13 protein-coding genes are annotated in these 14,376 nt (G+C 31.3%); 11 read left to right on the plus strand and 2 right to left on the minus strand.

Annotated features, from left to right (window positions below):
- From pheT to HF295_RS00265, 9 genes are all read left to right on the plus strand, one after another.
- Window positions 1-2,373, plus strand: coding sequence for a phenylalanine--tRNA ligase subunit beta (gene pheT, locus HF295_RS00225; RefSeq protein ID WP_312031832.1), 2,373 nt, complete (start codon window positions 1-3; stop codon window positions 2,371-2,373).
- 40 nt (window positions 2,374-2,413) lie between these two features.
- A complete protein-coding gene (rlmN, locus tag HF295_RS00230; RefSeq protein ID WP_312031833.1) occupies window positions 2,414-3,451 on the plus strand; it encodes a dual-specificity RNA methyltransferase RlmN in 1,038 nt (345 codons plus the stop codon).
- A 55-nt stretch (window positions 3,452-3,506) separates the two neighbouring features.
- A complete protein-coding gene (locus HF295_RS00235) occupies window positions 3,507-4,649 on the plus strand; it encodes a 6-phosphofructokinase (protein WP_312031834.1) in 1,143 nt (380 codons plus the stop codon).
- Window positions 4,650-4,679: 30 nt separating this feature from the next.
- A complete protein-coding gene (gene rbr / locus HF295_RS00240; protein WP_312031835.1) occupies window positions 4,680-5,222 on the plus strand; it encodes a rubrerythrin in 543 nt (180 codons plus the stop codon).
- A 94-nt stretch (window positions 5,223-5,316) separates the two neighbouring features.
- Window positions 5,317-6,195, plus strand: coding sequence for a ribosome small subunit-dependent GTPase A (rsgA, locus tag HF295_RS00245; RefSeq protein WP_312031836.1), 879 nt, complete (start codon window positions 5,317-5,319; stop codon window positions 6,193-6,195).
- Window positions 6,195-6,833 carry a ribulose-phosphate 3-epimerase gene (gene rpe, locus HF295_RS00250; RefSeq protein WP_312031837.1) on the plus strand — a complete coding sequence of 213 codons (639 nt, stop codon included), beginning with the start codon at window positions 6,195-6,197 and terminating at the stop codon, window positions 6,831-6,833. The genes rsgA and rpe overlap by 1 nt, the downstream gene beginning before the upstream one ends.
- Window positions 6,826-7,461, plus strand: coding sequence for a thiamine diphosphokinase (locus tag HF295_RS00255; protein WP_312031838.1), 636 nt, complete (start codon window positions 6,826-6,828; stop codon window positions 7,459-7,461). The genes rpe and HF295_RS00255 overlap by 8 nt, the downstream gene beginning before the upstream one ends.
- The gene (locus HF295_RS00260) at window positions 7,458-8,732 is read left to right on the plus strand and encodes a trypsin-like peptidase domain-containing protein (RefSeq protein WP_312031839.1); all 1,275 of its coding nucleotides are present in this window, start codon (window positions 7,458-7,460) and stop codon (window positions 8,730-8,732) included. Before HF295_RS00255 ends, HF295_RS00260 begins: the two co-directional genes overlap by 4 nt.
- A gap of 1 nt (window position 8,733) precedes the next feature.
- Window positions 8,734-9,675, plus strand: coding sequence for a S1C family serine protease (locus tag HF295_RS00265; RefSeq protein ID WP_312031840.1), 942 nt, complete (start codon window positions 8,734-8,736; stop codon window positions 9,673-9,675).
- 29 nt (window positions 9,676-9,704) lie between these two features.
- Here HF295_RS00265 and HF295_RS00270 read toward each other — a convergent pair whose 3' ends face one another.
- Window positions 9,705-10,079, minus strand: coding sequence for a RidA family protein (locus HF295_RS00270; RefSeq protein WP_312031841.1), 375 nt, complete (start codon window positions 10,077-10,079; stop codon window positions 9,705-9,707).
- A gap of 102 nt (window positions 10,080-10,181) precedes the next feature.
- Window positions 10,182-10,373 (minus strand): 50S ribosomal protein L28, encoded by a 192-nt coding sequence (gene rpmB / locus HF295_RS00275; protein ID WP_312031842.1) that lies wholly within the window; start codon window positions 10,371-10,373, stop codon window positions 10,182-10,184.
- A gap of 201 nt (window positions 10,374-10,574) precedes the next feature.
- On the opposite strand from rpmB, the gene HF295_RS00280 reads away from it, so the two are divergent.
- Window positions 10,575-12,254 (plus strand): fatty acid kinase ATP-binding subunit FakA, encoded by a 1,680-nt coding sequence (locus HF295_RS00280; protein WP_312031843.1) that lies wholly within the window; start codon window positions 10,575-10,577, stop codon window positions 12,252-12,254.
- A 100-nt stretch (window positions 12,255-12,354) separates the two neighbouring features.
- On the plus strand, window positions 12,355-14,352 hold the full coding sequence (gene recG, locus HF295_RS00285) for an ATP-dependent DNA helicase RecG (protein WP_312031844.1): 1,998 nt from the start codon (window positions 12,355-12,357) through the stop codon (window positions 14,350-14,352).
- Window positions 14,353-14,376 lie beyond the last annotated feature (24 nt).

Raw genomic sequence — 14,376 nt, forward strand, 5'->3', positions numbered from 1 at the left:
ATGAAAGTATCTATCAATTGGTTGAAAAATTATTTTAATGAGACATTAGATCCTCATCAATTAAAGACAAGTTTCAATTTAATGAGTCAAGAAGTTGAAGCTCTTTATCCTTTAGTGCAAGCCGAACATTTAGTCATAGGCTATGTTGAGAAAGCTCAACAACATGAAAACGCTGATAAGCTAAAAGTTTGTCAAGTTAATGTTGGAGATGAATCTTTACAAATTATTTGTGGTGCGCCAAATGTTGATGCAGGACAGAAGGTTATTGTTGCTTTGGCAGGTGCTGTTTTACCAGGTAATTTTAAGATTAAAAAAGCGAAAATTCGTGGTGTTGAATCAAATGGAATGATTTGTTCTTTGGCGGAGTTAGGTGTACAAGACTTTGATAAATCTGAAAAAGGAATATATGTATTAGATGACCAAGCACCTATTGGACAAGATCCTTTAAAATATATGGGGCTTGATGATTGGGTCTTAGACCTAGACTTGACTGCTAATCGCGCAGATTTATTATCGATGAGAGGTGTTGCTTACGATGTTAAAGCCATGCTTGATATTGAACTAGAAATAAAAAAACCTCAAGTCCATAGAAAATCATCTCAAGCAAAATTAGAAATAAGAACAGAAACGAAAGATGCACCAATATATTATGGTCAAATAATTGAAAACATCCAAGTTAAAGACAGCCCTTATTGGTTAAAATCTAGACTCTTATCTGCAGGCATACGGCCTATTAACAACGTTGTCGATATAACCAATTATGTGATGTTAGAGTATGGGCAACCCCTTCATGCTTTTGACTATGAAAAAGTAAATTCACAAGAGATTCTTGTCAGAAATGCAAAAGAAGATGAAGTAATCTTAACTTTAGATGAAACTGAAAGAAAATTACTTACAACAGATATAGTCATTACTGATGGAAAAAAACCAATTGCACTGGCGGGAGTTATGGGAGGTTTTGAAACCGAAGTAGATGTAAACACAAAATCAATTCTATTAGAATCAGCTGTTTTCAATCCTGTTTCAGTTCGTAAAACATCAAAGAGGTTGAATTTAAAGAGTGAGTCATCTTCACGTTATGAAAAAGGAATCAATTCAGAACTTACCAAAGAAGCTTTAGATAGAGCCTGTGAATTGTTTGAACTCCTAGCCAAAGGTCAAGTGATGGGTCAACCTTCTTATTACAATCATATGGATGAAAAAAACCAAGATTTTTATCTTAGTTTAGAAAAATTAAATACAGTTACAGGTCATCATTTTACGATCAAAGAAGTTGAGGATATTTTAAGAAGATTAGATTTTGAGTATAAAAGAAAAGATAAAGAGTTTTCTGTTAAAATACCAGCTAGGAGATTAGGCTTTGATTCATATCAAGACATTATTGAAGAAATTGTCAGAATATATGGCTATGATAAAATAGGAACCAGTTTACCTTTAACACCATCACAAGGAAGATTGACTAAGAAACAAATGTTTAAAAGAGAGATTCGTCAATTGTTTACAAGTCTTGGTTTTCATGAAACCAATACTTATTCACTTACTAATCTCGAGTCAGCTCAGAAATATGATAGAGAACCTATTAGTCTAGTAAAAATTATGAATCCACTAAATAAAGATCGAGAATATTTAAGACATTCTACTCTACCTGCATTAACAGAAGTTTTTTCATACAATCATGCAAGAAAAATTTCTGATATTTTCTTGTTTGAAATTGGAAAACGATATAGTCAAGAAAATGAGCTTGAGTTATTAAGTGGTTTGATGCATGGAAATTACATGGGTTCTTTATGGCAAAAACAGATGAATCCTGTTGATTTTTACCTAATTAAAGGTCTTATAGAAAGATTTTTCCAAGATTTAAAGATTTCAAATATTGATTATAGACTTTCAAATAAGATGATTCCTAATTTGCATCCAGGAATATCAGCTGAAATTTATATTGAAAATCAATATTGTGGCTTTATCGGCAAATTACATCCTGAAGAAGAGAAAGTTTTGGATGCTAAAGATATTTATGTATTCGAACTTGAGTTAGATGTTATTTATGCTTCTCATGAAAAACAAGTCAAAAGCTTTGAACCTATTTCAAAATATCCAAGTGTATCAAGAGATATTGCTTTGCTTGTAGATCAAATCATACCTGCAAAAAATCTTATAGATACTGTTTATCAAATATCAAACAATTCATTAAAAACAGTCCAAGTCTTTGATGTATACCAAGGTCAACATTTAGAGAATGGTAAAAAATCTGTTGCCTTGCAATTAATATTTGAAAACAATGAAAAAACATTAGAGACAGAAGAAGTTGATCAAATGGTCAAACGCATCATTAAGGCTTTAGCTGAAAAACATCAAGCAGTGTTAAGGCAATAAAGACTGTTCACTTAGAGTGAACAACAAGGAAGAGGATTTTATGAAACAACATTTTTACGATCTTACCATTGAATCACTAAAATCATTGTTGATGAACAATGGTTTTAAATCTTACAGTGGTGATCAAATATTTAAATGGGTTTATGAACAAAATGTTACAAACCCTGAGTTAATGACCAATATATCAAAAGCCTTAAGAGATTTTCTAGTAGAAAATATCGTTTTCGATTACATGAATGTTGTAAATAAACAAGTTGCACAAGATGGGACTGAAAAATATTTATTTAAATTGCATGATGGTCATGTTATTGAAACAGTTTTAATGAACTATGATTATGGTCAATCTGTTTGTGTAACTTCACAAGTAGGTTGTTCTATGGGTTGTTCTTTTTGTGCATCAGGTATTATCACAAAAAAAAGAGACTTAAGTGTTGCAGAATTGGTAAATCAAGTAGCTTCAATTCAACATCATTCTAAAGTCAAAGTAACGCACATCGTTGTTATGGGAACAGGTGAGCCTTTTGATAATTATGATAATGTGATGGATTTCATACGCATCATTAATTATAAACATGGTTTTCAAATTGGTGCTAGACATATCACAGTTTCTACATGTGGTATTGTGCCTAGAATATATGATTATGCTAAAGAAGTCATTAAATCAAATTTAGCCATTAGTCTACATGCACCCAATAATGAAATAAGATCTAGATTAATGAAGATTAATAAGGTGTTTTCAATCAATGAATTGATTAAAGCGGTGAAAGATTATGTGGATATGACTAATCGAAGGGTAACTTTTGAATATATACTCTTAAAAGGGGTCAATGATGATATAAGTCATGCCAATGAATTGAGTGATTTAATTAGGGGAATAAATGCATACGTGAATTTAATTCCTTATAATCCTGTGGATGATTTTGATTACAAAAAAACGGATCAGATTAGGGCGCAAAAATTCTATCAACAATTAGAAAAAAGAGGAATTAACGCCACTTTAAGAAGAGAACTTGGTAGTGATATTGATGCAGCATGTGGGCAGTTAAGACTTAAAAAGGAAAGAGAGAGCCTTCAATAAACATTGACTGAAAGGCTATTTTTTGGTAAAATAATGTGAAGATAGGAGAAAAAAAATGAAAAAAGAAATTAAAAAAATCGCACTTCTCACAGGAGGAGGAGACTGTTCTGGATTAAACGCTGTAATCAGAGCGGTTGTAAAATCAGCGATATTAAAATATAACTATGAAGTGATCGGATTTAAGGGCGGCTATCATGGTCTTTATACGGATGATTATATAAAAATGGATTTAACTACAGTCCGAGGTATTTTTCATCAAGGTGGTACCATTTTAAAAATGTCTAATAAAGACAACTTATTTAACTACCCTGTTGAAGACAAGGATGGTAAGGTTGTTTATCAAGATGTTTCTGATATTGCAGTTCAAAACTTAAAAAAACATAATATAGATGCATTGGTAATTATTGGTGGTGATGGTACTTTAACTTCTGCGAGAGATTTCGGAAGAAAAGGTGTTAATGTTGTTGCTATACCAAAAACAATTGACAATGATGTGCCAGCAACTGAAATTACTTTCGGTTATAGAACTGCTTTAGATCATATTATGCAAAGTTTAGATGCTTTACATACGACAGCTTATTCTCATGATAGAGTTATGATTCTTGAAGTTATGGGCCGTAATGCTGGATGGTTAGCTTTAGAAGGCGGAATTGCGGGGTCAGCTGATGTTATTTTAATACCAGAAATACCATATGATATTAATTCTGTTGCTAAAACAGTATTGGATCGTTATAAAAGAGGGTCAAAATTCTCAATTATTTGTGTATCAGAAGGAGCAAAACCTCTAGATGGTAAGGTAACCATTAAGAAGATTGACAAAGACAGCCCTGATTCAGTCAAACTAGGTGGTGTCGGTGAAGTGGTTGCTAGTGAATTAGAAAAAGTAATAAAACCAATCACTGGTCAAGATATTCGTGTGACCACTTTAGGTTATATCCAACGTGGTGGTGTAACCAATACATTCGATAGAATTTTAGGCACAAAATATGGGTCATATGCAATTGATATGATAGAGAAGAATGAGTTTGGCCGCATGGTGATTATTAAAAATGATACCATGAGTTCGGTAAGAATTGAAGAAGTTGTAGGTTCTGGTGAAATTGGTGAAACTAGTCGTGGTGGAGCTAGAATTGTAAATCCTCACGGTGACTTAGTGAATGCAGCTAGAGATATTGGCATCACTTTTGGTGATGAATAAAAATAAAATAATTTTTTATAGGAGGACATTATGGAATTAAAAGGAAGTCGCACGGAAAAAAACTTGCAAGAAGCTTTTGCTGGGGAGTCAATGGCGAGAAATAAATACACTTATTATGCTGAAAAAGCAAGAGAAGAAGGGTATGTAGATATCGCTGAATATTTTGAAGAGACTGCAGTAAATGAAAGAGAACATGCACGTATTTGGTTTAAATTATTACATGATGGTGATATTCCTGCCACTGATCTAAATTTAGTAGATGGTGCGGATGGGGAACATTATGAATGGACAGATATGTACAAAGGATTTGCTGAAGTTGCTGAAGAAGAAGGATTTAAAAAAATTGCCTTCTTATTTAGAAAAGTTGCTGAAATAGAAAAAAGACATGAAGAAAGATATTTAGCATTAATTGATAGATTAAAAAACGACAAAGAATTTATGTCGGATAACGAAGCTGAAGTTTGGATTTGTTCAAATTGTGGTCATTTACATTTTGGACCAAGAGCACCAAAGATTTGTCCAGTTTGTGATTATCCTCAAGCATATTTCAAACGTTATACAGAAAAGTTTTAAAGAAGGCCTAGCCTTCTTTTTTTCAACTTAATTCGTTTATCCTCAACATGAATTATGGTATAATAACTTTAAAGTGATCATTGGAGGCATATATTTGAAAAAAGGTAGAATAATAAAACTTATAGGTGGTTTATATACGGTCATAGACGATGAGGGACAAAGATTCACTTTGAAACCTTTGGGGATATTTAGGCATAGAAATGTACAATTAAAGGTTGGTGATGTTGTTGATTTTAATGAAGATTCCATTACGAAACTTTATGAAAGAAGAAATGATCTATATCGTCCTTTCATTGCTAATGTTGACCAAGTTTTATTGGTGAATTCAGTCAAAGAACCAGATTTCAGCTTTTTACTTTTAGATAAATTTATTACATTGATAGAGTCCAACCATATTGATACCATTATTATAATGACTAAAGTAGACTTATTATCAGACAATGAACTCAGTGATTTAAAAGAAAAGATGGCTTATTATGAAAAATTTTATCCTGTTATCTATACAAGTTCAAAAACCCAAGATAACTTACATGCCATAAAAGAAATAACCAAAAACAAAATTAATGTTCTTGCTGGACAAACAGGGGCAGGGAAATCATCAATTTTAAATGCTATGAATCCTAAATTAGATATTAGGACTAATGAAATATCAAAAGCGCTAGGCAGAGGAAAACATACAACGAGGCATGTTGAATTGATTGAGTTTGGAGAAGGTTATATAGCAGATACACCTGGTTTTTCAAATCTAGAATTTCAAGATTTAACTTTAGAGAATATTAAATATTACTTTATTGATTTCTTCCAATTATCTCATAAGTGTAAATTTAATGAGTGTAGTCACATCCACGAACCTGGGTGTGAAATAAAAAAACAAGTAGATAAAGGTACAATAATTAAAGAAAGATATGAAGATTACATAAATATCTATGAAGAAGTAAAAGCAATTAAACCAAAGTATAGGAGGGATAAATAATGATTTGTGCACCTTCATTTTTAAGTTCAAATTTTAGTAAACTTAAGCAAGAAATATTATCAATTAATGAAGCTAAATGGCTTCACTTTGACGTCATGGACGGATTGTTTGTTTCTAATACAACTTATGATCACCAAATGTTGAAAACCATTGGTGAATTTTCAAATCAGGTTTTTGACTGTCATTTAATGATTGAAAAGCCTGAAAAATATGTTGATAATTATATAGAAAATGGTGCAGATTATATTACTTTCCATTATGAGGCAAGTCATAATCCGCTAAAACTAATTCAATACATTCAATCTAAGGGTGTTAAAGCTGGAATTTCTATTAAACCTAATACACGTGTGGAAGTATTAGATGACTTACTTGAATATCTTGATTTGATATTAATTATGTCAGTAGAACCTGGTAAAGGTGGACAAAAATTCATTCCTAATGCCTTAGATAAAATTAACTATTTAAATAATATACGAACACAAAAGAAATATGAATATCTTATTGAAGTTGATGGAGGTATTCAGTTTGATACAGCTAAGATGGTAAAAAATGTTGGCTGTGATGTGATTGTTGTTGGGTCTTTTATTTTCAACCAAAGCAATAGAAATCAAATAATTAAGGAATTAGAAAATGTTTGATAAAATTAAAATAGTCATTGGTCCCAATGACTATCATTTTCATAGATTGTATTTTGAAGAGGTGAATGAATTCATTATAGGAGTTGATTCGGGATTAGAATATCTGCTTGATTTTCATAAAGATATCGATTTAGCTGTAGGTGATTTTGATTCAATTAATCCAGATACTTATAATAAAATAAAAGGTAAGTGTAAGAAGATTATTCATTTAGAAAAAAGAAAAAATAAGACTGACTTGGCATATGCCTTAGAATATGTTTATGAAAATTATGATTATAAGCAAATTGAAGTCTATGGTGGCATTAGTGGTAGAATTGATCATTTTATCGCTAATTTGAATTTGATGAAAAAATACAGATTTTCGTTAAAGGATGATTATCATTATATGTTTATCTTGAATAAAGGAAAGCACCATATTGATAATTTTAAAAAATATATTTCTTTTTTTGCTATTGAAGATGTTTATGATTTGCAATTAAAAGGATTTAAATATAGTTTGGACAACTATTATCTTTCAACTAGTGATTCTTTATCGGTTTCTAATGAAGGAAGTGGTGATTTATCTTTTTCTAAAGGTAAATTATTAGTGATTATGTCTGAAGACCAGAGAGTAGGAGATAAACAATGAAGAAAAAAATTATATTAATCTTGGTAATAGCATCCGCACTTGTGCTCAGTGGTTGTTCTATATTATTGCCATTAGACACAACAGATTTTTCAACCAACACAAATACTAGTGAGGAAATAACTATAGATTATGATCAATTGCATGACGATGTATATGATAGTGTTTATAATAGGATTTATAGTGACTTGTATAATGAAATTAAATCTCAAATCGCTGAAGATATTAGTCAAGAAGAAGTAGAATTAATTTATCAAAATATTAGAGATGATATTTTAAGTAAGATAGAGTCAGGAGATATCGAAATACAAGCTCTTACTGTTTTTGATAGGATGACTTATCTTGCATTGACCACAGCTAAAGCAGTTGTAGGTGTTAATAATTTGAATCTCAATGGAGAAATTAACTCAACAGGCTCAGGGGTTATCTATAAAAAGGATGGTAATCAATACTATATTATTACTAATGAACATGTTGTGAAGGATGCAGTATCTGTTGAGGTACAATTCGGAGATGGAACTTTAATATCAGCTGAAGTTTTAGGTGTTGAGAAATTAGTAGATATTGCTGTATTAAGATTTATATCTGAAGAAAGTTTTCAAACTGCTGAATTTGGTGATTCATCAGGGGTACAAAAGGGTGAATTTATCACTGCAGTAGGTAATCCATCAGGTTTTGATTATTTTAACACAATGACTTTTGGTATTATCTCTGGTATTAACCGTTACTTTGATATTGACGAGGATGGCACCAGAGACATGTTTGTTAATTATCTTCAACATGACGCTGCTATAAATGCTGGTAATAGTGGGGGGGCTTTATTTAACCTCGAAGGTGAAATTATTGGGATCAATACTTTAAAAATAGTTGATTACTCAATTGAAGGTATGGGCTTCGCTATTCCATCAAATTTAGTGGAGTTAATTGCAGGTGATATTGAACTTTATGGTGAATCAAAAAGAAAACCGATGTTGGGTATAACCTTTATAGATATTTACCAAAATAAAGATGTTATTAATGCAGAGGAACAAATCATTCCTGAAAATATTAATCAAGGATTTTATATTCAGTCTGTGGTATCAGGATCTTCAGTTGATGGTTATGTTCTTGCAGGTGATATTGTCACACAAATTGGAAATGTAGTTATTGAAAGTACAAGTCAATTTGTTGAAGAATTTAGTCAGTATTTGGTGGGAGACACCATTGACATTGTTGTTTATAGAAATGGTCAGTATATAACATTAACAGATATAGTTTTGAAAGGTCGTGAATAATATGAAAAAACTTCTTATCTATTCTTTAGTTTTTATTAGCCTTTTGACTTTCAGTATTATTTCTTTGTCGGCAGAAACAACGACTGATATTACCACTGAAAACACAAGCGAAAACATAAGCGAAACATCTCGAACTTATACTTATACAAGTTACGATGATTTACTTAATCAAATTGAAGAGGAAGTATACGCAGAAATTTATCAAGATGTTTATGAAGACATATATCAAGATATATTATCTCAGGTCGATGAAGACTTATATACTCAAATTTACGCGGATATTGAAGCTAGTTTGAATAGTCGTTTTACTGAACTTAGCATGGTTAATGATCTAACACAAAATCAAATTTATGATGTTGTTGAAATTGCTAATCAATCCGTTGTGGGTGTCGAAACATATTTAGATAATGCAGGACAAGCAGTTGGGTCAGCTGTTATTTATGACTATGATGACATTAATCAAATTTATTATATAATATCAAACTATCATGTGGTTGAAGATGGTAATAACTATAAAGTAAGATTTGAAAATGAAGAAACAGTAGTTGCTAATTTGCTTAAATATGATGAAGAAGCAGATATCGCCATTCTATCATTTTCAAGTGTAGGTCTTGAGGGTCTATCAGCGGCCATTCTTGGATCTTCAAGCGATTTACAAAAGGGTGAAATAATCCTAGCTGCTGGACATCCCCAAGGTTTTAATTTCTTTAATTCAATTACTTTTGGTGTTGTGGCTGGTTTAGATAGAAGTGTCAGTGGCGAAACAATTACTTACATCCAACATGATGCTGCCATTAATTCTGGAAATAGTGGTGGTCCGATTTTTAATCTTCAAGGAGAGGTTGTTGGTATTAATGTCTTAAAATATGCTGATGAAGAAATAGAGGGAATGGGCTTTTCAATTCCAATAGATCTTGTTAAAGATATTATTGCTAATCAATAAAAAAAGAACCTACTTGGTAGGTTCTTTACTTATTTACACGCGATAGCATCAATTTCTATGAGCACATCTTTTGGTAGTCTTGCAACTTCAACAGCAAATCTTGCTGGTTTATGATTTTGAAAGAAAGATTGGTAGACTTCATTCATTAGGGTAAACATTGACATATCTTTTAAAAACACTCCACACTTAACAATGTTTTCTTTCTTTAATCCTGCAGCTTCAACAATCCCTAAAATGTTTTCAAGACTTTGTTTTGTCTGCGATTGGATATCTTCACCCACAAGTGTCATTGTGCTTGGAACAAAGGGTATTTGGCCTGATACATAAAGAGTATCATTTGCCATGACGCCTTGAGAATAAGGGCCAATGGCTTTAGGTGCATTATCAGTTTGAATCATTTTCATTTGAATTACCTCCTTAATACCATTATATAGGAAAGCTCAATAATTGTCATTAGCCAATAAAAATAAAAAAGATGCTATTCGCATCTTTATTATCAGTTATATTTATGCTCTTTGTATTTTACCGCTTTTCAATGCTCTAGCAGAAACGTATACTCGTTTTACTTGACCATCTTCATCTATAACTCTTACTTTTTGTAAGTTCGCTTTCCATTGTCTTCTTGTAGCTTGTAATGAGTGCGAACGATTATTACCAGACATAGATTTTTTGCCTGACACACTGCATACTCTTGGCATGATATCACTCCGTTTCTGTTAAATTTCAGCAATACCATTTTATCATATATTACAAATAAATCAAGTATTATATCTAAGAAATTCGAATAATGAGTCAAAACCAAATATATTGCATTTTTAAAATTCATATGGTATAATGCTTATGCTTTTTATCAAAGGTCTAACACGACGCATCTATTATAAAAATAAGGGGTTTTATATATGTCAACATTATCACTAGATGGTAAGTTATTTAAAAAATTAATTATTAATGGATCAATTAAATTAAAAATCAATATGAATAGAATCGATGATCTTAATGTTTTTCCTGTTCCAGATGGAGATACAGGATCAAATATGTCAGCAACAATGCTTGCTGGTGCAAATGCATTAAGAGAAACTGAAGAAACAGAAATTGGCAAAGTAGCTAAAGTATTATCAAGAGGTATGTTAATGGGCGCGAGAGGAAACTCTGGTGTCATTTTATCGCAATTATTTAGTGGCATTGCTAAGGGTTTAGAAGGACTTGTTGAAGCCAACATGTCTGATTTTGGTCATGCTTTAAGAAGAGGTGTGGAACAAGCTTACGCTTCAGTTATACATCCAGTTGAAGGGACAATTTTAACTGTTTCCAGAGAAGCAGCTGATCGAGTAGTTTCTGTCGTAAAAGACTTAGAGGATTATGAAGAATTATTTGAGATTTATTTAAAAGAACTTAGAGCCTCTCTTGAAAGAACACCTGAATTATTACCTGTACTAAAAGAAGTAGGTGTTATTGATTCTGGTGGAGCTGGTTACATTGAAGTCGTTGAAGGTATGCAAAAAGCATTGTTAGGTGAGATTTATCCTGATGATTCAGTGACAGATGAAAGTTATAAGGTTGGCTCAACTAAAATTCAAAACACCCACATAGGTGATGGAGAACATTTCGGATACTGTACTGAGTTTATTATGCAAATTGATAAAATGAGTGAATTTTCACAAAAGAAATTTATTGATATGATTAGCCCACTAGGTGATTCATTAGTGGTTGTTCAAGATGATAATATTCTTAAAGTTCATATTCATACAAAAACACCTGGAGATGCTATGAATTTAGCTCAATATTATGGATTTTTCATTAATATTAAAATTGAAAATATGACTTTACAACATACAGAGGTTTTGATTCATCAAGATCAAGATCATCAAGATGATTGTGGTTGTGGACATGATCATTCATTGTCTGTAGCTCCGGCATTAAAGAAAAAATATGCCATTGTCGCTGTTGTTAATGGTAATGGGTTAAAAGAAACTTTTATTGAAATGGGTTGTGACTATATTATCGATGGTGGGCAAACTATGAATCCATCTGTTGAAGAATTTATAAAGGCTACTGAAAAAATCAACGCTGACAACATCATTATTATTCCAAATAATAAGAATGTTATGTTATCAGCCGAAGCAGCAAGAGACATGATTGAAGATAGATCTGTTCATGTTTTAAAGGCAACGACTGTTGCCCAAGGATATTCTGCTTTAACGATGTTTGATGCTACTGAAGATATTAAAACTAATATTAGTGAGATGACATCTTATCTAGATAAAGTAAAAACTGGTGAAGTCACTTATGCCATTCGTGATAGTAAAAACAATGGTGTAGAGATTAATAAAGATGATTTTATGGGTATTTTAGATGGAAAGATTATCCATTCAATTCCTGATAGATTAGATGCCACAAAGGCTTTAGTTGATGCAATGGTTGAAGAACGTTCAGAAATCATCACTATCATGTATGGCGTCAATGTAGATGATGACGAAATTGATGAGTTGGTTGCATATATAGAAGATACTTATGAATTAGAAGTCGACTTGATTAATGGTGGACAAGAAGTTTATTCTTATATTATCTCAGTTGAGTAAAAATACTTAAGAAGGCGATGCCTTCTTTTTTTTTGTCTTGTGTAAAAAAAATAGCGAAAAAATGTTATAATATTTATTAAAGATTAATGCGGTGAAACTTATGAGTGATTTAGAAAAAGTAAATGGGTTGGGGCCTAAAACAATTAAAAAATTAAATGATCTTTCAATCAACTCGATTGAAGATTTATTGTTATGTTTTCCTAAATCATATAAAATTCAAAAAAAGACACCCATTGAACAAGTCAAGATTAATCAAGTTGTAAGTATAGATGTGGAAGTCCTAAGCAAAGCAACTATATTTTTCTTTAGAAAAAACTTAAGTAAACTTACATTTAAAGCCCAAAGTCAAGGACAATCATTTAGAATAGATATTTTTAATAGACATTATTTATCGAGTCAAATATATCCATCGGTTAAACTTGTGGTAACGGGTCGATTTAAGGAGCGATTTAATGCTTTCACAGCTAGTGATATCGTATTAGAAAAGAATTATGAAGAAGGAATCATCGCCCAATATCAATTGGGAGATATAAATGATGGACGGATCAAAAAAGTGATTCATCAATTACTGATTGATAATATTCTTATAAATGAAACACTACCTAAAGAACTCTTAGTTAGTAGAAAACTCGAACCTATCAATCAGCTTATTAGATATATTCATATTCCAAATGATGAAATGGAATTAAGTCGAGCGATCTATCGTTTAAAGTATGAGGAATTAATCTTATTTGCCCTAAGGATTGAACTGATAAAAGGACTTCAAAAGTCTTCTCAAAGTTTTATTAAACACTATAATATTGACCTTGTAAAAGATTTTATTAAAGAAATTGGCTTTGAACTTACCAAAGGACAAAAAGAAGCCACAAATGAAATTTTTAGGGATTTAAGATCTTCTAAACAAATGAATCGACTATTACAAGGGGATGTAGGTTCAGGAAAAACTATTGTCGCAGTTTTAGCTTCTTTAGCCGTTGTATCAGCTAAATCACAAGTTGCAATTATGGCTCCTACTCTTGTTTTAGCCCATCAACATTATCTTGTTTTTGAAAAATATTTAAAAACATATAATGTAAATATTGCATTACTTACGAGTGAAAGTCCTGCAAAAGAGAAAAGGCAAATTTTAAGTGATATATCTAATCATAAAATTGATATTATTATAGGAACTCACGCGTTAATTCAAGAAAACATCGAATTTTTAAATTTAGGTTTGGCCATTATTGATGAACAACACCGATTTGGCGTTGAACAAAGAAAAAAACTAAGGCAAAAGGGATATTATCCCGACCTCTTGTTAATGTCAGCTACACCAATACCAAGATCTTTAGCAATATCTATTTTTGAAAGTTCAGATATTTCCCAAATCACAGAAAAACCATTAGGGAGAAAATCCATAATTACCAAAGTATATGAATATTCTCAAATAAAGTCAATCTATCAATTAATAAGACTAGAAATTAACTTGAATCATCAAGTATATGTGGTTTGCCCACTCATTGAGGAAAGTCAAAACTCAAATAGATTTTCTACAGAAGAAGTATATCAATTATTAAGCAAGAAATTTGATCCGAATTTGATGGACATTTTACATGGTAAATTAAGCGATAAAGATAAAATAAAAATTTTAAATAGATTCCAAAAGAATCAAATCAAAATTCTTGTCTCTACTAGCCTTATCGAAGTTGGCGTTCATGTCGATAATGCAACGACTATGCTAATCATGAACGCAAATACTTTTGGCTTAGCTCAACTTCATCAGTTAAGGGGAAGAATTGGAAGAAGTGATTTACAATCATATTGTTGTTTGATTGTTGATGATGGTCTTGAAGATTTGGACAGGTTAAGTATATTAGAAAATACTGATGATGGCTTTAAAATTAGTGAGTATGACTTAAAGTTGAGAGGACCAGGAGAGGTATTTGGTAATAATCAAGCAGGTGTTCCTAAATTTAATTTTGCAAATTTAATTGAGGATGAAGCATTACTAAAGAATGCACTTAAAGATGCTCAGAAAATTATTTCAAGTGAAGATAAAAAATCAAAAGAATTATATGATAAAGTATTTCAAACAATAGAATCTTACCATTTAGATTAAAATATGATATACTTTAATTTAAGA

Source organism: Hujiaoplasma nucleasis (assembly GCF_013745115.1).
In the GTDB taxonomy this organism is placed as follows: Bacteria; Bacillota_I; Bacilli_A; order Izemoplasmatales; family Hujiaoplasmataceae; genus Hujiaoplasma; species Hujiaoplasma nucleasis.